Here is a 17827-nt window from a genome sequence, read left to right as displayed (position 1 = left end):
TAGTATCTTCGTATATAAAAAATGAGCGGCCATGACACATCTTACAATTGAAAATAAAAAATACGTACTCATCCCTGAAGAAAGTTATCAAGAGCTACAAAAAACAGCAGCCTTAAAACATCATCCCGAAAAAACATTTTCTATTAATGAGGCGAGAGCCCATAGTAAAAAGTTAATCGGAAAATGGGCGACAGAAAATAACAATAAATAGCCTGCTACCGAGAGTATAGCAGAAATTGACTGGCTTATAATAGCTTAGCGCAAAAAAAATGCGCCATTGATCAAAAAATCAATGGCGCAGACAAATAATCGGGGGATTAAGATCTTATCTCGTTAAATAATACACTTTAGTAACGTTTGTTTTATCAATTTTAGCAGTAAACTGCAATTTATTCTGAGAAATGCTATTTATTTTGCAATAATTAAGACCATCATTAATATCCATACTAAACTGGTCTGAATAAATGATCACATAAGTACCAATTGTCCTGTTTCCAGACAAACTTAGCTCTACCTGATCGTCGTTATTTGATTTATAGTCAATATAATCAGTGGTTTTACCATAATTAACGTCGCCATTAAGTTTATCATCAGTATAACCTGTAGTTACAATCCTGTTTAATGTCCAACGGCCCATCATTTGAGCTTTTAAAGAAGTTTCATCTTTTTTGCAGGAAATAAGGGTTGAGGTAAAGAGCATCAATAGACTAAGGATGGTAATTTGTTTTTTCATAGTAAATTTTGTTTTAAGAATACCTATTTAACGCCCTTTTAACAAATTTCGTACCGTAATTGCCGAAAAAGTTAAATCCAGCCAAACAATCTGACCCTCAAACTAAAAGCTAATCCTATCCGTTAATATTCATTTAGCAATCATTAATTGGTGTTTATCAGGTATAATTTATATTTTCGCAGAAACAAAAATGAAATACATGGAAGAATTCGAAGTAAGTGATGCATCTAAGAAAACCAAAACCGTTTATATCTCTACTATAATTAGTATTGCATTGGTTTTATTAATGCTGGGGCTACTTGGGTTGGTACTTGTACATGCCAAAAACCTGTCTAACTACGTTAAGGAAAACATTGTTTTAAACATTATTGTTGATGAAGGCGCAAAAGAAGCCGATGTGCTGGCTTTCCAGAAAGAGCTGAATACAAACCCTGCAGTAAAGCAGACACAATATGTAAATAAAGAACTTGCTGCGAGAAATTTAACACAGGATCTAGGCGAAGATTTTGTTAACTTTTTAGGTTACAACCCTTTAACTTCAACTTTCGATGTGTATTTAAAAGCAGAATATGCAAATAACAAAAGCATTGATGCATTAAAAGCCAGTATATCTAAAAACCCTGTGGTTAAAGAGGTGGTTTACCAAAGTTCTTTAATCGATATGGTAAACAAAAACATCAATACCATCGGCTTAATTATTTTCGCTTTTGCAGTATTACTTTTAATAATTTCTATTGCACTGATTAACAACACTATACGACTAGCGATTTACTCGCAACGCTTTTTAATTAAAAGTATGCAGCTTGTTGGTGCAACGAAAAATTTTATCAGACGTCCTTTCTTATTGTATGCTGCTTTGCATGGCTTAATTGCTGCCTTTATTGCCATTATTATTTTATTGGCAACCTTGATTTATGCCCGCAAAGAAGTACCGGAAATTATTATTTTAAATAACTACCAGGAATTTGGCTTTGTATTTATAGGCCTGCTAATTGTTGGTATTTTTATAACAGGCATTAGTACATGGTTTGCAGTTAGCAGATATTTACGTTTAAAATCTTATCATCTTTATAGATAATGGCAGAAAAAAAAACAAGTCCGGCTGTTAAGGACGTTAAAAGCGAATTGGTTTTTACCAAAAAAAATTACCAGTTGTTATTGATCAGCATTGCAATTGTTGCAGTTGGTTTTATCCTGATGATGGGCACCACTGGTGATATTTACGATTTCAGAAGAACTTTACTGGCACCTGTAGTGGTGTTGGCAGGTTTTGCTTTTGGCATTTATGCCATCTTAAAAAAATAAATGTTTTGTATTCAGTAAAGTGTTTTTTAACTTTATAATATGACAACAACAAATTTGCAGATTGAAATCAACTCGCTTCCCCTAAACCTCAGGCAGGAAGTTGCAGATTTTGTTGAATTTCTAAAAACAAAACACAAGAACAAGCCAACTTTAAAATCACGTGAATTTGGGTATGCAAAAGGTAAAATCAAATTATCTGATGATTTTGATGACCCTTTAGATATGTTTGCTGATTATATTTAATGGCATATTTACTAGATACCCATACCTTTTTATGGTTTGTAGCCGGCGATGATCAATTGCCTGCCTCAGTCAAAAAAAAACTATCAGATATCAATGAATCCTGTTACCTAAGCATTGCTTCTCTTTGGGAAATTGCCATTAAAAAACAGATTGGAAAGCTAGATTTAAAAATTGATTTTGAAGAGCTTTTCAGGTTTACGGAAAGGAACCAGATTGAAATTGTTTCTATCAATGAAACCCATCTCATCACCTTACTTGATCTTGAATTCATAAATAATGACCCTTTTGATAGGATTATTGTTTCGCAAGCCGTTTCAGAAGGTTTAACCTTGATTTCAAGAGACAAAAAATTAAGAAACTATAAAGTAAAATTACAGTGGGAATAACCCATTAACTAAATAATATGAACGCTTTTGAAGCCATTATCCTTGCCATTGTTGAAGGATTAACTGAATTTTTGCCGGTATCGAGTACTGGTCACATGATTATTGCATCATCATTGATGGGCATTGCATCGGAACCATTTGTAAAACTTTTCACCATTGTAATCCAATTGGGTGCGATACTTTCTGTGGTTGTACTCTATTTCAAAAGGTTTTTTAAATCAATAAATTTCTACATTAAATTATTGGTTGCATTTATTCCCGCAGCAGTATTTGGGTTGTTGTTAAGCAAAAAAATCGACGAATTGTTGGAAAGTCCGATGGCTGTAGGCATTTCGCTCTTGGTTGGTGGCGTTATCTTATTATTTGTTGATAAGTGGTTTAATAAACCAACTGTACTGGAAGAAGAAAAGGTAACCTATTTAACGGCCTTAAAAATCGGTTTTTTTCAGTGTATTGCCATGTTACCTGGCGTATCGCGCTCTGGCGCAACCATTGTAGGTGGTATGAGTCAAAAATTAAGCCGGAAAGTGGCCGCAGAATTTTCATTTTTCCTTGCAGTACCTACGATGTTTGCTGCAACCGCCAAAAAACTTTACGATTTTTATAAAGAAGGGCACACCATTACCCACGATCAAACCAATATGCTAATTATCGGTAACGTTGTGGCTTTTGTGGTAGCACTTTTAGCCATTAAAAGCTTTATCGGGTACTTAAACAAACACGGTTTCAGGGTTTTTGGATGGTACAGGATTGCTGCAGGTTTAATCATTATCATCCTGTTGTTGAGCGGACATAACTTACAAATTATATAATCCAGAAATATTAACCACTAATTCACAACGGATGATTCTTATCTGTGTGCATCCTTTTCATCTGTGGTAAAAAACGACATTGAATCCGTATCTTTGCGCAAAAAAGATTTGTGAGTACCGAAAATTCAAAATTTAAAGATTTCAATTTTGCTGAAGGCGAATTGCTGCTGATCAATAAACCATACAAATGGACTTCGTTTGATGTGGTAGGCAAAATCCGTAATTCTTTAAAACCATTAAAGCTAAAGGTTGGTCACGCCGGCACTTTAGATCCCCTTGCTACAGGCTTGTTAATTATCTGCACAGGCAAATTAACCAAGCAGATCGATACTTTTCAGGCCGAAGAGAAAGAATACACCGGCACCATGATTCTGGGGGCCACTACCCCATCTTTCGATATGGAAACTGAGGTAGACGAAACTTTCGATATCAGCAACATTAGCGAAGACGAAATTTATGCTGCCTGTAAACCATTTATTGGTGATATAGAACAGTATCCGCCAGCCCACTCTGCGGTAAAAGTAAATGGCGAACGTTTATATGTTAAAGCTCGTTTGGGTGAAGAGGTTGAATTGCGTAAGCGTTTTGTAAGTGTTCCTGAATTTGAAATTACGCGGATCGAATTACCGGAAATAGATTTCAGGATTGTATGCAGTAAAGGCACTTATATCCGTTCCCTGATCTCAGATTTTGGAAAAGCATTAAACAATGGTGCCTATCTTTCCAAACTTACCCGAACAAGAAGTGGAAACTTTTTGCTTAAAGATGCGTTTGAGGTATTAGAACTTGTTAATTATATTCGTAGCAGGAAAGAAGAAGCTAAAACTGAAGCAGAAGCATGAACCACATTAAAAACAGGCACACCAGGTTTATAAAAGAAATTCTTTTAATTATTGCGGGTGTAACTTCGGCATGTTTTGGCTTAAAAAGCTTTTTAATGCCGAGCCATTTTATCGACGGCGGGGTTACAGGTATCTCCTTATTATTAAGCACTTTAACCGGGTGGAATTTATCATATCTGATTGCAATCATCAACATTCCGTTCGTTATTTTAGGTTACAGGCAGATTGGCAAAGGCTTTGCACTTAAAACAGCCATTGCCATTGCAGCACTTTCTATAGCCTTGATTTTTCTGCCTTTCCAGCCCATTACGCACGATAAATTGCTCATTGCATTTTTTGGTGGTCTGTTTTTAGGTGGCGGAATTGGTTTGGCTATGCGTGGTGGCTGTGTAATTGACGGAACTGAGGTTTTAGCGCTTTACATCAGTAAAAACAGCATTTTAACGGTGGGGAATATCATTCTGATTTTAAACATCATTATTTTTGCTTTCGCAGCTTATTTTCTGAATATCGAAACGGCATTATATGCTATTTTAACTTACTTATCAGCATCCAGCACTATCGATTTTATAGTGAATGGAATTGAACAATATACCGGTGTAACCATTATTTCAGAACATCAGGAAGCCATTAAAGGCTTCATCATCAACGAAATGAAACGTGGTGTTACCATTTATAAAGGTGAGGGCGGCTACGGAGAAAAGAAAGATATCGATATTATTTTTACCGTGGTTACCAAGCTGGAAATGAGCAAATTGCAAACTGCCATCCGACAGATCGATTCGGATGCCTTTGTAATACAGCAACAAATTGCCGATTTAAAAGGCGGGGTAGTAAAACGCCACGCTTTACATTAATTTCTTATCCCATTGAAGATATACAATAACCTTTCGGAATTTAAAAAATTAGACAATGCCATTGTTACCATTGGCACTTTTGATGGTGTGCATTTCGGGCATCAAAAAATCATTAAACAACTGGTAGAAAAAGCAAAGGCAGAGAACGGAGAAAGTGTAATTTTAACTTTTTTTCCGCATCCGCGAATGATTATCGACCCTGAAAACCAGGATCTGAAAATGATCAATACCATTAACGAAAAAGCCGAAATTTTAAAAGGTTTAGGTGTAGATCATTTGATTATTACCCCTTTTACCCGCGATTTTTCGAACCAGCTGCCGGAAGATTATATTAAAAATACTTTGGTTAATAATATCGGTACCAAACATATTATTATTGGTTACGATCACCGTTTTGGTAAAGACCGTTCGGGTAATTTAAGCGACTTAAAAGCCGCTGGTTTACACTTCGGCTTTACTGTTGAGGAAATTATGGAGCAGGACATTCACGATGTGGCTGTAAGCTCTACCAAAATCCGTCAGGCGCTTTTAGCCGGCGATGTGGGTTTGGCCAACGATTATCTAGGTTATCCTTTTTCCATCTTCGGACGGGTAATTAAAGGCGATAAAATCGGCCGGACAATTGGTTTCCCAACCGCAAATATCTTTGTTGAAGAAACCTATAAATTAATTCCGGGCGATGGCATTTATGCGGTAACGGTTGAAATAGAGTCCGAAGTCCGAAGTCCGGAGTCCGAAGTCAATACTTCCAACATTCAGCCTTCAGCCTTCAACCCTCAAGCTTACCAGAGTATGGCTTACATTGGGCAGCGCCCCACCATTAACGGAATGACGAGAAATATTGAAGTAAATATTTTTGATTTTAACCAGGAAATCTACGGACAGGACATTAAAATGAACTTTTTGAAATTCTTACGTCATGATGTAAAATTTACCGGTTTAGAAGCTTTAACCGTTCAGTTACAAAAAGATAAGGAGGCTACGCTGGCTTATTTTAACGGGTAGATTTATTTTTCTGAATATAAGGTTAGGTCGTTGATAAATTTAAAGTCTTTTAAATTATAGGTAAACAGCCTTAATTTAGTTTCAATTGCGGTAGCTGCAATTAATGAATCGGCTATTGCAAGACCATGGCTTAGTTTAAACTCCTGCATTAAACCGATTGCAGTTAAGTTTACCCTTTCATTAATCAAAATAATGCTAAACCTTTTCAGTTTTTTATTGATTAAGCTAAGATCAAATTTATTGGTAGCACCATACAACAATTCCATTTTGGTAATGGATGAAATAATCACATTATCCAGTCCGATGGCTGATTCTAATATTGCTGATGCTGATGCGTTTCGACTTTTATTTTTATCAAAATAATCAATCAATACATCGGTATCACAAATTATTTTTTCCTTTGCCATGCATTATTTCTCAATTCTTCTGCACTCAGTCCCTTCCCTGTAAAAACTTCATGCAATTCAGCAATATCTACGGTGGGATCTCCAATAATGATTGGAATGCCGTTAATGTCAGCTTCTTTTTCTGCCACTTTTTTAACTTTATGATCCGAAACAGAGAAATTTAAATACTTACCTAATTCCCTAAGCGCCTCCAGTGTTTTATCACTTTTATATTTGATGGTTACTTCTTTCATTAGATTTATTTTCAACGTGTAAACAAATTTAATCAATATTTTTTAGAATAACCTGCTGTAGCTCCTGATGTCAAAAAAGATTCAGGATAAGGAGATTTAGTGCACTTTACACAGTTTCCCTTTCAAAAAAGCCTTATTTTCGTTATATTAGCGGCAATGAGGCTTTTTTACATCATCTTCTTTTTTTCTATCTCTATAAATTTTGCGGCCATCGCATCGCAGGAAAAAAGAAATGATGCAGCATTAAAAAACCCAAAAATCAGTTTCTTTTCATGTAAGAAAAACATCAATCTTGGGTTTAATCAGGATAATGAAAGTTTACAAAAGGATTTTATTAACAGTCCGATTGTAAAAGTGGTATCAAATGCCTGTATCCTCTTATCTTTTTTGCTGTTTCTTTTTTCAAAGAACAAAACCCTCAATACCAAAGTTATAATCAAGAGATTAAAATATAATTATTGGTGCCTGTTTAAAATGCTCTATCCAAAACATGTTTTTTGGTAAGTAATTTCATTTTATTGGAATTTTAATAAATGTCGGGTGCACATCGTGTCCGAAAATAGATTATTTAACATCATTACCCATTTTTTATAGATGCATTTACCTGATTTGATTGCCGATCTAGGCTTAATTCTTGCCGCCGCAGGAATTACTACACTAATATTTAAACGAATTAAACAGCCCCTCGTTTTGGGCTATATACTGGCCGGCCTGTTGGTTGGCTCACACTTAGATTTTTTTCCATCCGTTACCGATACCAAGAGCATCAACATCTGGGGCGAAATAGGTGTTATTTTCCTTTTGTTCAGCTTAGGTTTAGAATTCAGTTTTAAAAAGCTGGTTAAGGTAGGCGGTTCGGCCTCCATCACAGCGATTGTAAAGGTTTTATTCATTATTCTGGCGGGTTACCTGGTGGGGAAAGCCATGAGATGGAAAGATATGGATAGCCTGTTTTTAGGTGGAATCTTATCCATTTCATCCACCATGATTACCATTAAGGCTTTTGAAGAACTGGGCTTAAAACACAAGAAATTTGCAGGTTTGGTATTTGGAGTGCTAATCGTTGAAGATTTAGTGGCCATCCTCCTCCTGGTACTATTCTCTACCCTCGCGGTTAGTCAGCAATCTGCTGGTACAGAAATGTTATATTCGATCCTTAAACTGGCTTTTTTCCTTGTATTATGGTTTTTAGGCGGAATATTCGTTGTTCCATCATTTCTTAAAGCCACAAAGAAATTAATGAATGATGAAACTATGCTCGTGGTATCATTAGCCTTATGTTTGGTAATGGTTTTACTGGCCGATAAAGTTGGGTTCTCTCCTGCCCTTGGTGCATTTATTATGGGTTCTATTTTAGCAGAAACTACACAGGCCGAAAGGATCGAACATTTAACCAAATCGGTTAAAGATTTATTTGCAGCAGTATTTTTCGTTTCTGTCGGTATGCTGATCGATCCATCTATGCTGGTTAAATATGCTGTTCCAATTTTAGTGGCTACAACCGTTATTATCTTCGGAAAGATCCTCTTTACCATTTTAGGGGCTTTACTTTCTGGTCAGCCGCTAAAAACTTCGGTACAATCGGGCATGAGTTTGGCGCAGATTGGTGAGTTTTCTTTTATTATAGCCTCATTGGGGTTAACATTGAAAGTAACCAGCGATTTTCTTTACCCTATTGCGGTAGCTGCAGCGGCGATTACCACCTTTACCACACCATATCTGATTAAATTATCAGAACCTTTTTATCAATACTTAAATCGTGTTTTACCAAAAAAATGGCTGGATGGTATTGAGCGGTATAGCTCGAGTACCGAAGGGATTACTACCCTAAGCGACTGGAAAATTCTATTGCGATCGTACATCTTTAATACCATTATCCATTCGGTAATTATTATTGCGATTATATTTTTGGCCTACCGGTACGTACAGCCCTTTATTGCAAGCAATATTGCCAATAGCTTAACTTCCATTATCATCAGCGTTGTAGTTTCATTTATATTGATGTCCCCTTTTTTATGGGCCTTATCCATTCGGAGGATTCAAAGAACGGCTTATTCGCACCTTTGGCTAAACAAAAAATATACCCGGGGACCATTAATAGCGATCGAATTTTTCAGAATTGCCCTGGGGATTTTCTTTGTAGGTTTTTTGATGTATGAGTTTTTTGACACCTGGGTGGCTGCCGTAATTGCGCTGGGATTAATTATTCTTGGAATGGTGATTTTCTCCAGAAAACTTCAATCCTTTTACGACAAACTGGAAAGGCGTTTCATGTTGAATTTAAATGCACGTGAAAACCAGAAACCCGATATTTTGCCCTGGGATACCCACTTGACAGAGCTTACGGTTTCTCCCGAATCGGAAGTGGTTGGAAAAACATTGACTGAATTGATGATCAGGGAAAAATATGGTGTAAACATCGCTTTAATTGAACGTGGACGGAATAACATTCCAACACCGGGAAGAGACGAAAGGCTTTACCCTAACGATAAATTATTAGTAATTGGTGCTGATGATCAACTGGCTGCTGTTAAAGGCTTATTAGAAGTTGACAGGCCGGAAATTGCTGAAGAAGACAACTTTCCGAACAAGGAAATGACCTTACAAAAAGTGGTTGTTCACGCCGAATCGCCGGTGTATGGATTAAGCATCAGAAATGCGGGAATCCGCGAAAAAGCACAGGCTTTAATTGTTGGCATTGAGCGGGGCAAAGATCGGATACTAAATCCTTCATCTGATTTTATCTTCGATAATGGTGATGTGATCTGGATCGTAGGGAATAACAAGAAGATTAAGGAGGTGATTTAGGTAGCCCGGAGTCATTAGTCCATTTTTTAGTCGATATAGACTATTGACTGAGGACTTTTGACTAATGACTAAAAAACCTATCTTCGTACATAACCTAACCTATGAAAGTCGATAGAGAAAAAAGTGAGTTTCTTGATGATATGATTGAACAGTGGCAAAGCGACGGGATCATTAACGAAGAAACAGGAAATAAACTCCGTAAAAGTTACGAAGCTAAAAATTTCGATTGGTTGCGCCTGGCGCAATATGCTTTTTGGGTAGCGCTGGCCTGTGGTTTTATTGCACTTGGCTCATTATTAATCGATAATTCGATTTTAAACTACCTTAAAAGGGTTTATAATACGCCAAACATTGTAATTGCGATTGTATCGGGCGGATTGGCGGCCTGGCTTTATATCCTGGGTTTCAGGCGGAAAAAGAAACTTGCACATTTAAAATTCAGCAACGAGGCGATTGTTTTTTCAGCGATTCTACTTACTGCAAATGCCGTTGCTTATTTCGGGAAAGCTTTTGATAATGGTTCGGGTAATTTCTCCATTCTGATACTGGTTTCAGTATTTATTTATGGTGCTTTAGGTTTTATTTTTAACTCCCGGTTGATCTGGATTTTTGCTTTAATCTCATTAGGCGCCTGGTTTGGTACCGAAACTGGCTACCTCAGCAGATGGAACTATTATTTCCTCGGAATGAACTATCCTTTACGATTTGTGGTTTTTGGCGCAACGTTAACCGCAGCATCGTTCATTATGAAAGCTATTCCTAAAACTCAAAACTTCTTTCAGGTTACCTATATCGCCGGGATGGTTTATCTGTTTGTATCGCTTTGGGCTTTATCGGTATTCGGCAATTTTGCCAGTTTAGAAGAATGGTACACGGTGAGGCAATTGAGTTTGTTCTATTGGGCCTTAATTTCGGCAGCAATCTGTGTTGTAAGCACCTTATTCGGTTTAAAATACCACGATGATATTGCAAGAGAATTTGGCATTACATTTCTCTTTATCAACTTATACACCCGTTATTTTGAATATTTCTGGGATAGCTGGCATAAGGCTTTATTCTTTTCGGTGTTAGCTGCTTCTTTCTGGTTAATTGGCCGGAAAGCAGAAAAAATATGGAATGTGGAATTTTTGAAGTAGACCAGTCGTCATCTCGACCGTAGTGGAGAGATCTATAAACGATATTTCACAGATCTCTCCATTTCGCTGCGCTACAGTCGAGATGACGAATTAATATATCAAACCAATGAAAATATACCAGCAAGCTTTAACACTTAGAGAAAGAAGAAGGGGTTTCCACATCATTACTGATGAGGTAGAAGATGCCCTACCCCAGCTTGATGAGATTAATATTGGCATCTGCCAGGTATTCATCCAGCATACTTCGGCTTCGCTTACTATTAATGAAAATGCCGACCCAACTGTGCGTATGGATTTTGAAATGTTCTTTAATAAAACCGTTAAGGAAAACGACCCTGATTATGAGCATGATTATGAAGGATCAGACGATATGCCTGCTCACTTAAAATCGGCACTTTTAGGCAGTTCGGTTACTATTCCAATCAGAAACGGCAGGTTAGCACTTGGCACCTGGCAGGGCATTTACCTTTGCGAACACCGAAACCGTGGCGGACAAAGAAGATTAATCATTACCGCCTGGGGAGAATAAGTTTAAGCTTTTTTCACTTCTTCCTTAATTTCAGGATGATTATCCTGGATAGATTTCCCATCCGTTTCTACCTCAATTTCTTTGGTGGTAACCGCATAATGTGAAGGATAAATCTCCGACCCGAAAGCAACGGCATAAGCCTTTGTAAACTCTGCGCCAAAATACAAAATGATAGATGAATAGTACGTCCATAAAAGTACCACCACTAACGATCCTGTTGCACCATAAGTTCCGCCTACATTACTTTGTCCGATATAAATAGAAATGGCAAATTTACCGATCATAAAAAGAACGGCTGTTACAATTGCACCGGCAATCACATCACGCCATTTGATAATTGCATCAGGCAATACCTTAAAAATCACCCCAAATATTAAAGAGATCACAGCGAGGGTAACCAGCTGGTTAATGATGTAAAATACGACAACTGATACTTCAGCAAACCTAACCTGTAAACGGTTGCTAAAAGCGTCTAATACGGAAGTTACAGCAAGTGATACCAATAGCACAAAACCAAGGCTTATAATCACTGAGAACGACAGAAAACGGTTTTGCAACATTTTTACCCAGCCTCTTTTAGGTTTTGGTTTTAAACCCCAAATGGTATTGATAGAATCCTGAATATCGCCAAAAACGGTAGTCGCACCTAACAATAAAGTAAAAATACCAATAATTAGTGCAATGGTGCTTTTCCCGTCCAGATATGCATTTTTGATCAGTTGTTGTAAAGAAGTGGCCGATTCTCTTCCTAAAAAACCTTCCAGCTGGGCATAAACCTGCCCTTCGGCAATTTCTCTTCCTAAAAATATACCGCATAAAGAAATAATTACCACCAATAAAGGAGCCATTGAAAACACGGTATAATAAGCCAGTGAGCCACTTAATTTGGTTACTTTATGATCAGTAAAACCAGTAAATGAAGCTTTTAATACTCCCCAAATTCCTTTTAAAGTGATTTTATTCCTTGTTGCCATAATAATAGGTTAAAATGAGATCCTGTAATTTAAACCGCTTATTTTTTGAATTGTTTTTTATTAATTTTCAGGAAGGCACAAAAAAAGCCCCGGTTTACCGGAGCTTCTATATTTTAATAATATCTGAAATCTGCCTATTTAGCTTTGATCCAAAGCACTAAATCGTTCACCAGCGTATCCGAAACACTTGCTGCAGCCTGATATTGCGCCATGGTTCCTTTTCCTGTTTGTGGACTTAATAAATGGTTTAACTCAGGATAGAATTTAAGGGTTACGTTTTTCTTTTTACCCAGGGCTTCATTCCACAAATCGAAATCAGTTTTGCTTACCTGAAAATCATTTCCACCCTGTAAAACATAAATTCTGGGTTTTGATAAAGTTTTTGCTACAGCTACCTGATCGTAACTGTTTAAATCGGTCCAGTATTTTGCAGGCAGCCCCAAAATAACAGAATCCGGTTTTATGGTTGTTCCCAATTGAGAAATCCTGCTTTTATCAATTTCTGCCATCGCATTGGCCAGTTGTTGTTTAAACACGGCAGATGTATCGTTAGCTTGCTCAAACATGTATTTATTTTGATCAACGATGATATCCGTTAACTTTCTTGCCGGTGCAGCCGCTAAAATAATCCCGGCCAATTCAGGAGAAAGCGTTGCCACTTTGGGGGCCAGCATGCCACCTAAACTGTGGCCAAATACATAAATATTTTTAGGATCGGCACCAACGGCGGTTTTTGCAGCAGCAATAGCAGCAGTTTCATCATCCAAAACCTCTTCTTTTACCGTAAAAGGACCTGTAAATTCATTCGGATAAATAAGTGTTCTTTTCACATATCGGACCGAACCAATTCCTTTCGAAGCCAGTCCGCCGGCCAAATCTTTAAAAGGTTTATTGGCACCTACGGTTGCGTCCATATCGCCGGGGCCAGAGCCATGCACAAAAACAACCATCGGGAAGTTTTTAACATTTTTTGGTACCGTAATAATGGCTGCCAGTTGTTTTCCCGGAGGACCGATATACACCGATTTTTCAGTAAATAAAGCCGTATCAACATAGCTGGGTTTTAAATAGGTGGTTATTTTTTTTGATGGCGCCAGGAAAATCCCCACAATCTTTTGAATTTTGTTAAAACCAATAATAAAATTCTGGTCTCCATTGGCAAATTTACCTTCAACGGTTACAGCAAAAAATTGTCCCTCTGCTTTACTCTGAATGGCATCAAAAGATTCTGCTTTACCGAATTTATTGCCGATATCGCTCCAAAGTTTCTTTAAGCTTTCTTCCGGTAGTTTGGTTTTTAAGGTATCGTCAAAAAATGCATGTGCATCGGTAAATTTCTCTTCCTGCAATAATTTAAAAAAATCATTTGCGCTGTTGAACAGCTGGATCACATTTTGAGAAAATGCCGAAGTGGTAAATAATAAAGCGATTATGAATAAAAGGCTCTTTTTCATTCGTATAAATTGTTTTTAGGGATGGTGAAACGATCATGATCCGGATTGAAAATCACGATGGCACCACAGTTTGTTTGCTTGTTTACAATACCCAAAGTTAACAATATTTGGTTCTGAAAAGCCTTTATTAAAACTAATTATTTAGTTTTAACTATTTTTAACATTTCCATCTAATTTCTTCCATAATGTGTAAGGAATAAACATAATTACCAGCGCAATAACGGGTGGAATTAATAGCGATATGCCATCGCCAACGAAAGCCCTGGAAGCAAAAGCGCCAATAAAATTGATGGCAAAACCTGCGTAAGCCCATTCTTTAATGGCGGTATATTTATGCTGTAAGATTGATATTGCTCCTAATAATTTTGCAATACCAACAATGATGAGCAAATACATGGGATAACCAAGGTGTTTGAGCACTTCTTTACCAGCTTCCTGTTGTGTTATTCCACCAAAACCATCCATTATCATCATCAGTGCGAAAATTATGGTCGCAATCCAATACCAGATTTTTAACTTTTTCATTTTATCTGTTTTTATCGTAATTAATTAACCAGTTATTCCCAAAACGGTCAGTTAAATCGCCAAAAAGCGTTCCCCAAAAGGTTTGCTGTAAGGGATGTGATGCTTTCCCTCCTGCCGAAAGTTTATCATAATAAGCTTTTGCTTCTTCCTCAGAGTTGCAGTTGAGCATTAGGGATATTGAGTTTCCTTTGATGAGCCCGCGTTCTTCTACCATATCGGTTCCCATAATCACCAGTTCATCTTTGGCTAAAACGGCATGCATAATGCTTCGCTTGATAACATTAGGCATTCTGTCAGCAAATTCAGTTTCCCCAATGGTTTCGAGTGTTAGTTCTCCACCGAGGCAATCCCGGTAAAAAATCATCGCTTCCCGGCAGTTGCCATTAAATGTGAGGTATGAATTTATACTAGCCATTTGATCCTTTTTTTTGATGCCCTACAGCAATCGGTTTCTCCTATTATACATTTTTGGCATCAGCCCATTAACAACACAAACATACGCGGAGATCGCAAAAAGCTAAACATGCAGAAACGTCAATTGCAGGGGTTGTTTACGACAAACAGGCTCGCTATATTTGAGATATGAAACATGTATCTATCTTAATTCCAGAGACTGCCGTGATCGAGGCCATAGCAGATCCCCGCTATTTATTTACCGCTGTTAATGAATTTTTACAGGCGTCGGGCAAGTTACCGCTTTTTAAGGTTGAGCTTGTAGCCATGACAAAAGAGGTAAGACTGAACAATAGCCTTTTCTCTGTACATGCCGACAAATTATTGCACGAAGTAGAACATACCGATCTCATTTTCGTTCCGGCAATAAGTGGTAATGTAGGTTATGCGATGGAGGCCAATGAGGCTCTGATTCCATGGATTGTAAAACAACATGCAAAAGGCGCAGAAGTAGCCTCACTTTGTTTAGGTGCATTTATATTGGCTGCTACAGGTTTATTAAACGGCCGGAAATGCTCTACGCACTGGTTATTTGCCAACCAGTTCAGGGAAATGTTTCCTGATGTGGAATTGGTTGATGGCAGCATCATTACCGACGCTCAGGGACTATATTCAAGTGGTGGGGCAAATTCGTACTGGAACCTGCTTTTATACCTGGTAGAGAAGTTTACCGACCGTGATACGGCTATTTTAGCGGCAAAATATTTCGCCATTGATATCGATCGAGAAAGTCAGCTTGCTTTTATGATGTTTCAGGGACAGAAAGGACATGAAGATGCAAAAATTAAAAAAGCGCAGGAATTTATCGATGGAAATTACCAGGAGCGGATTACGGTAGATCAGCTGGCGGATATGCTTGCTTTGGGCAGAAGGAGTTTTGAGCGGCGGTTTAAAAGCGCTACTAAAAATACCGTAATAGAATATATCCAGAGGGTTAAAATTGAAGCAGCAAAGCGCAGTTTCGAATCGAGCCGGAAAAACATTACCGAGGTGATGTTTGATGTGGGTTATACCGATACCAAATCGTTCAGGGATGTTTTTAAAAAAATAACGGGTCTAACCCCGATTGAATACCGCAACAAATACCATAAGGCAGCACCTGTTTTACAGGTTTAGCAAAAAAAATAAAAAAAATTTAAGGTCCACACAATATATTCCATTTACAGCGTTTATGTATGTGAGAGCGTTAATTTAGATGACGGGGATACTGCCTAAGGGTGGAATCCCCGTTTCTTTTTTAGCATGGGGCAGCGTGCAAAGTGCATGGCTCAAGGCCTGAAGGCATACGGAGCTCCATGCTCAATACCCTACGCCAGTACTCACAAAAAAGGGACATTATTAAAAAAATGTCCCTTTTTAAGATATATGATAGAGTTAAGAATTTTAGCTTTCTTTCTTTGTAAAATCGATAGGTTTCTTTTCGAAATACTGATCAAAGTTTTGAACTTTTTTTGGTTTTAAGATCACGTATAAACCTAAGCCGATTAATACCATTGGAATGCTTACCCTGAACAGATCGAAATCAAAAATATTTATGGCTTTAAAGGTGAATAAACCTCCAATTATGGTTAATGCCAACCAGCCGCTTCCCTGAAAGTTTTTGCGGTAACCCATCCACAAACCTGCGCCTAACATAATGGTGTGCCAACTCAATATCCAATGTGGAACATCTATTCCGGTGTTTCTAAGTAAGAATACTGAACCGATTACTAAGATTAAAATGCCTAAACCTAATTGTTTATCTGCGCGATTTTTGTTGATTAAAGTTTCCATGACTGTTTGTTTTATGATTCAAATGTAGCACAGAAACAGACGCGAGGGAATGGCTTTTCCCTTAGTTGCGATGTTTTATCGGTGAGTGAAATAAAATTGTCGGTAAAAATTTTTGGAGAATTTAAAGGAGGAGAAATTTATCGGTGAAATTATTGAGTAGTCCGAAGTCGGAAGTCCGAAGTCGATTAAACAATTAGAAGAAAGATTGCTTCACACTGCCCCACATATTCCACCGCTTCGGTTCGCAATGACGGACATTACTAATGACAAATGAACTAATGACTAATGAATAAATAACTAATAAACCATTAAACTATTTATTCAAAAACGATAATATCCGTTCCTTCACTCATAACCACCTTTGAAGTGAGGTTAATAAATAAGCCATGGGCCAGTAATCCGTTAATTTGGTTGAGGTCTGAAGATAGTTTTGCAGGATCATTAACAAGACCGAAATCTGCATCAATGATCAGGTTTCCGTTGTCGGTAATAAATGATGTATTTTCTACCGATCTTAATTTGCCTTTTCCGCCAAGTTTGGTAATCTGATCGAAAACATACTGATAAGCCAAAGGAATTACTTCAATTGGGACGGTAAAAGCCCCGAGTTTTTTTACTTTTTTAGAGGCATCGGTAATAATGATGGCGTTTTTACTTAATGAGGCAATAATTTTTTCCCTGAATAGCGCACCACCTCCGCCTTTAATCAGATCGAGCGTTTCGGTAAATTCATCAGCCCCATCAATACTGATATCAATTGAACTTAAACTGCCCAGATCAAGGATTTCGATGCCCAAAGATTTTGCTAGTTCTTCTGTACGGATAGAACTCGCCGCAGCGGTGATTTTCAATCCTTCTTTTACGCGTTTACCGAGTTCTTTAATGGCAAAAGTAGTGGTAGATCCTGTGCCAAGGCCTACAACATCACCATCTTTTACAAATTTTACTGCAGCAAGGGCAGCTGCCATTTTCTCAGCATCTTGTTGGGTTTTATCTATCGTAGCCATAAGGTAAAAATAGGTTTTAATGGTAAGATCCCAAAAAATGAAAAAAAATTACTGCTAAAGCAATAAATCCTGTTTATAGCGTTTATGTATATGAGAGCGTTAATTTAGATGATGGGGATTCTGCAATAGTGGAATCCCCATTTCTTTTTACAGGTGGTATGTCTACCTGAGATAAATCGTCATTTCGAGAATGGCTTTTGTTCCTCCTCAGCAATAACGACACTAATATTAGGTCGGTCTATGTCGAAATGAGGGCAAGCGGTGCTTGAACTGTTTTGTACGGACAAAGAAAAAAATTACGGCTAACGCAATAAATCCGATTTACAGCGTTTATGTATATGAGAG

Annotated in this window: 23 protein-coding genes; 14 read left to right on the top strand and 9 right to left on the bottom strand. The window is 37.6% G+C overall.

Annotation, left to right across the window (positions count from 1 at the left end; translation table 11 throughout):
* Nucleotides 1-31 precede the first annotated feature (31 nt).
* Nucleotides 32-211, top strand: a complete 180-nt coding sequence (locus ABD769_RS18540) for a hypothetical protein (RefSeq protein WP_344852854.1) — start codon at nucleotides 32-34, stop codon at nucleotides 209-211.
* 114 nt (nucleotides 212-325) lie between these two features.
* Here the strand turns inward: ABD769_RS18540 and ABD769_RS18535 are convergent, their stop codons facing one another.
* On the bottom strand, nucleotides 326-733 hold the full coding sequence (locus ABD769_RS18535; protein ID WP_344852853.1) for a hypothetical protein: 408 nt from the start codon (nucleotides 731-733) through the stop codon (nucleotides 326-328).
* Nucleotides 734-932: 199 nt separating this feature from the next.
* On the opposite strand from ABD769_RS18535, the gene ABD769_RS18530 reads away from it, so the two are divergent.
* From ABD769_RS18530 to ABD769_RS18495, 8 genes are all read left to right on the top strand, one after another.
* Nucleotides 933-1811 (top strand): cell division protein FtsX, encoded by an 879-nt coding sequence (locus tag ABD769_RS18530; protein WP_025145075.1) that lies wholly within the window; start codon nucleotides 933-935, stop codon nucleotides 1809-1811.
* A complete protein-coding gene (locus ABD769_RS18525; protein WP_344852852.1) occupies nucleotides 1811-2038 on the top strand; it encodes a DUF3098 domain-containing protein in 228 nt (75 codons plus the stop codon). Before ABD769_RS18530 ends, ABD769_RS18525 begins: the two co-directional genes overlap by 1 nt.
* A gap of 39 nt (nucleotides 2039-2077) precedes the next feature.
* Nucleotides 2078-2281, top strand: coding sequence for a type II toxin-antitoxin system VapB family antitoxin (vapB, locus tag ABD769_RS18520; RefSeq protein ID WP_344852851.1), 204 nt, complete (start codon nucleotides 2078-2080; stop codon nucleotides 2279-2281).
* Nucleotides 2281-2667 carry a type II toxin-antitoxin system VapC family toxin gene (locus ABD769_RS18515; RefSeq protein ID WP_344852850.1) on the top strand — a complete coding sequence of 129 codons (387 nt, stop codon included), beginning with the start codon at nucleotides 2281-2283 and terminating at the stop codon, nucleotides 2665-2667. Before vapB ends, ABD769_RS18515 begins: the two co-directional genes overlap by 1 nt.
* A 17-nt stretch (nucleotides 2668-2684) precedes the next feature.
* Complete coding sequence (locus tag ABD769_RS18510; protein WP_344852849.1) at nucleotides 2685-3479, top strand: undecaprenyl-diphosphate phosphatase; 795 nt, start codon at nucleotides 2685-2687, stop codon at nucleotides 3477-3479.
* Nucleotides 3480-3589: 110 nt separating this feature from the next.
* Nucleotides 3590-4321, top strand: coding sequence for a tRNA pseudouridine(55) synthase TruB (truB, locus tag ABD769_RS18505; RefSeq protein ID WP_344852848.1), 732 nt, complete (start codon nucleotides 3590-3592; stop codon nucleotides 4319-4321).
* Entirely contained in the window at nucleotides 4318-5178 is an 861-nt protein-coding gene (locus tag ABD769_RS18500) for a YitT family protein (RefSeq protein WP_344852847.1), read from the top strand. Before truB ends, ABD769_RS18500 begins: the two co-directional genes overlap by 4 nt.
* A 12-nt stretch (nucleotides 5179-5190) precedes the next feature.
* Complete coding sequence (locus tag ABD769_RS18495) at nucleotides 5191-6183, top strand: bifunctional riboflavin kinase/FAD synthetase (protein ID WP_344852846.1); 993 nt, start codon at nucleotides 5191-5193, stop codon at nucleotides 6181-6183.
* A gap of 2 nt (nucleotides 6184-6185) precedes the next feature.
* On the opposite strand, the gene ABD769_RS18490 is transcribed toward ABD769_RS18495, so the two are convergent.
* Together ABD769_RS18490 and ABD769_RS18485 are read right to left on the bottom strand one after the other, a co-directional pair.
* Nucleotides 6186-6590, bottom strand: coding sequence for a type II toxin-antitoxin system VapC family toxin (locus tag ABD769_RS18490; RefSeq protein ID WP_344852845.1), 405 nt, complete (start codon nucleotides 6588-6590; stop codon nucleotides 6186-6188).
* Nucleotides 6572-6823: a hypothetical protein gene (locus ABD769_RS18485; protein WP_344852844.1), complete on the bottom strand. Its 252-nt coding sequence runs from the start codon at nucleotides 6821-6823 to the stop codon at nucleotides 6572-6574. The genes ABD769_RS18490 and ABD769_RS18485 overlap by 19 nt, the downstream gene beginning before the upstream one ends.
* A 156-nt stretch (nucleotides 6824-6979) precedes the next feature.
* On the opposite strand from ABD769_RS18485, the gene ABD769_RS18480 reads away from it, so the two are divergent.
* From ABD769_RS18480 to ABD769_RS18465, 4 genes are all read left to right on the top strand, one after another.
* Nucleotides 6980-7327: a hypothetical protein gene (locus ABD769_RS18480; protein WP_344852843.1), complete on the top strand. Its 348-nt coding sequence runs from the start codon at nucleotides 6980-6982 to the stop codon at nucleotides 7325-7327.
* Nucleotides 7328-7417: 90 nt separating this feature from the next.
* Nucleotides 7418-9631, top strand: coding sequence for a cation:proton antiporter domain-containing protein (locus tag ABD769_RS18475; protein WP_344852842.1), 2214 nt, complete (start codon nucleotides 7418-7420; stop codon nucleotides 9629-9631).
* Nucleotides 9632-9732: 101 nt separating this feature from the next.
* Complete coding sequence (locus ABD769_RS18470; protein WP_344852841.1) at nucleotides 9733-10767, top strand: DUF2157 domain-containing protein; 1035 nt, start codon at nucleotides 9733-9735, stop codon at nucleotides 10765-10767.
* Between the two features lie 106 nt (nucleotides 10768-10873).
* Complete coding sequence (locus ABD769_RS18465; protein WP_344852840.1) at nucleotides 10874-11296, top strand: secondary thiamine-phosphate synthase enzyme YjbQ; 423 nt, start codon at nucleotides 10874-10876, stop codon at nucleotides 11294-11296.
* Between the two features lie 2 nt (nucleotides 11297-11298).
* Here ABD769_RS18465 and ABD769_RS18460 read toward each other — a convergent pair whose 3' ends face one another.
* The 4 genes from ABD769_RS18460 to ABD769_RS18445 form a co-directional block, all read right to left on the bottom strand.
* On the bottom strand, nucleotides 11299-12270 hold the full coding sequence (locus ABD769_RS18460) for a YihY/virulence factor BrkB family protein (RefSeq protein ID WP_344852839.1): 972 nt from the start codon (nucleotides 12268-12270) through the stop codon (nucleotides 11299-11301).
* Between the two features lie 134 nt (nucleotides 12271-12404).
* Nucleotides 12405-13724 (bottom strand): alpha/beta hydrolase, encoded by a 1320-nt coding sequence (locus ABD769_RS18455; protein WP_344852838.1) that lies wholly within the window; start codon nucleotides 13722-13724, stop codon nucleotides 12405-12407.
* A gap of 147 nt (nucleotides 13725-13871) precedes the next feature.
* On the bottom strand, nucleotides 13872-14249 hold the full coding sequence (locus ABD769_RS18450) for a DoxX family protein (protein WP_344852837.1): 378 nt from the start codon (nucleotides 14247-14249) through the stop codon (nucleotides 13872-13874).
* A 1-nt stretch (nucleotide 14250) separates the two neighbouring features.
* Nucleotides 14251-14664 carry a VOC family protein gene (locus ABD769_RS18445; protein WP_344852836.1) on the bottom strand — a complete coding sequence of 138 codons (414 nt, stop codon included), beginning with the start codon at nucleotides 14662-14664 and terminating at the stop codon, nucleotides 14251-14253.
* A gap of 167 nt (nucleotides 14665-14831) precedes the next feature.
* Between ABD769_RS18445 and ABD769_RS18440 the strand changes: the two genes are divergently transcribed.
* Nucleotides 14832-15818, top strand: coding sequence for a GlxA family transcriptional regulator (locus ABD769_RS18440; protein WP_344852835.1), 987 nt, complete (start codon nucleotides 14832-14834; stop codon nucleotides 15816-15818).
* Between the two features lie 267 nt (nucleotides 15819-16085).
* On the opposite strand, the gene ABD769_RS18435 is transcribed toward ABD769_RS18440, so the two are convergent.
* Nucleotides 16086-16475 (bottom strand): LiaF transmembrane domain-containing protein, encoded by a 390-nt coding sequence (locus ABD769_RS18435; protein ID WP_344852834.1) that lies wholly within the window; start codon nucleotides 16473-16475, stop codon nucleotides 16086-16088.
* A gap of 317 nt (nucleotides 16476-16792) precedes the next feature.
* Entirely contained in the window at nucleotides 16793-17482 is a 690-nt protein-coding gene (rpiA, locus tag ABD769_RS18430; protein WP_344852833.1) for a ribose-5-phosphate isomerase RpiA, read from the bottom strand.
* Between the last annotated feature and the right edge of the window lie 345 nt (nucleotides 17483-17827).

The organism is Pedobacter jeongneungensis (assembly GCF_039538295.1).
Taxonomy (GTDB): Bacteria; Bacteroidota; Bacteroidia; order Sphingobacteriales; family Sphingobacteriaceae; genus Pedobacter; species Pedobacter jeongneungensis.
The sequence above is the reverse complement of the archived record's forward strand: the minus strand, read 5'-3'. Positions and strand labels throughout refer to the sequence as shown.

Excerpts from the sequence above, each read along its gene's own strand:
- ABD769_RS18540 (WP_344852854.1), top strand. The coding sequence starts at position 32 with ATGACACATCTTACAATTGAAAATAAAAAATACGTACTCATCCCTGAA.
- ABD769_RS18535 (WP_344852853.1), bottom strand. The coding sequence starts at position 733 with ATGAAAAAACAAATTACCATCCTTAGTCTATTGATGCTCTTTACCTCA.
- ABD769_RS18530 (WP_025145075.1), top strand. The coding sequence starts at position 933 with ATGGAAGAATTCGAAGTAAGTGATGCATCTAAGAAAACCAAAACCGTT.
- ABD769_RS18525 (WP_344852852.1), top strand. The coding sequence starts at position 1,811 with ATGGCAGAAAAAAAAACAAGTCCGGCTGTTAAGGACGTTAAAAGCGAA.
- vapB (WP_344852851.1), top strand. The coding sequence starts at position 2,078 with ATGACAACAACAAATTTGCAGATTGAAATCAACTCGCTTCCCCTAAAC.
- ABD769_RS18515 (WP_344852850.1), top strand. The coding sequence starts at position 2,281 with ATGGCATATTTACTAGATACCCATACCTTTTTATGGTTTGTAGCCGGC.
- ABD769_RS18510 (WP_344852849.1), top strand. The coding sequence starts at position 2,685 with ATGAACGCTTTTGAAGCCATTATCCTTGCCATTGTTGAAGGATTAACT.
- ABD769_RS18500 (WP_344852847.1), top strand. The coding sequence starts at position 4,318 with ATGAACCACATTAAAAACAGGCACACCAGGTTTATAAAAGAAATTCTT.
- ABD769_RS18490 (WP_344852845.1), bottom strand. The coding sequence starts at position 6,590 with ATGGCAAAGGAAAAAATAATTTGTGATACCGATGTATTGATTGATTAT.
- ABD769_RS18485 (WP_344852844.1), bottom strand. The coding sequence starts at position 6,823 with ATGAAAGAAGTAACCATCAAATATAAAAGTGATAAAACACTGGAGGCG.
- ABD769_RS18480 (WP_344852843.1), top strand. The coding sequence starts at position 6,980 with ATGAGGCTTTTTTACATCATCTTCTTTTTTTCTATCTCTATAAATTTT.
- ABD769_RS18475 (WP_344852842.1), top strand. The coding sequence starts at position 7,418 with ATGCATTTACCTGATTTGATTGCCGATCTAGGCTTAATTCTTGCCGCC.
- ABD769_RS18470 (WP_344852841.1), top strand. The coding sequence starts at position 9,733 with ATGAAAGTCGATAGAGAAAAAAGTGAGTTTCTTGATGATATGATTGAA.
- ABD769_RS18465 (WP_344852840.1), top strand. The coding sequence starts at position 10,874 with ATGAAAATATACCAGCAAGCTTTAACACTTAGAGAAAGAAGAAGGGGT.
- ABD769_RS18460 (WP_344852839.1), bottom strand. The coding sequence starts at position 12,270 with ATGGCAACAAGGAATAAAATCACTTTAAAAGGAATTTGGGGAGTATTA.
- ABD769_RS18455 (WP_344852838.1), bottom strand. The coding sequence starts at position 13,724 with ATGAAAAAGAGCCTTTTATTCATAATCGCTTTATTATTTACCACTTCG.
- ABD769_RS18450 (WP_344852837.1), bottom strand. The coding sequence starts at position 14,249 with ATGAAAAAGTTAAAAATCTGGTATTGGATTGCGACCATAATTTTCGCA.
- ABD769_RS18445 (WP_344852836.1), bottom strand. The coding sequence starts at position 14,664 with ATGGCTAGTATAAATTCATACCTCACATTTAATGGCAACTGCCGGGAA.
- ABD769_RS18440 (WP_344852835.1), top strand. The coding sequence starts at position 14,832 with ATGAAACATGTATCTATCTTAATTCCAGAGACTGCCGTGATCGAGGCC.
- ABD769_RS18435 (WP_344852834.1), bottom strand. The coding sequence starts at position 16,475 with ATGGAAACTTTAATCAACAAAAATCGCGCAGATAAACAATTAGGTTTA.
- rpiA (WP_344852833.1), bottom strand. The coding sequence starts at position 17,482 with ATGGCTACGATAGATAAAACCCAACAAGATGCTGAGAAAATGGCAGCT.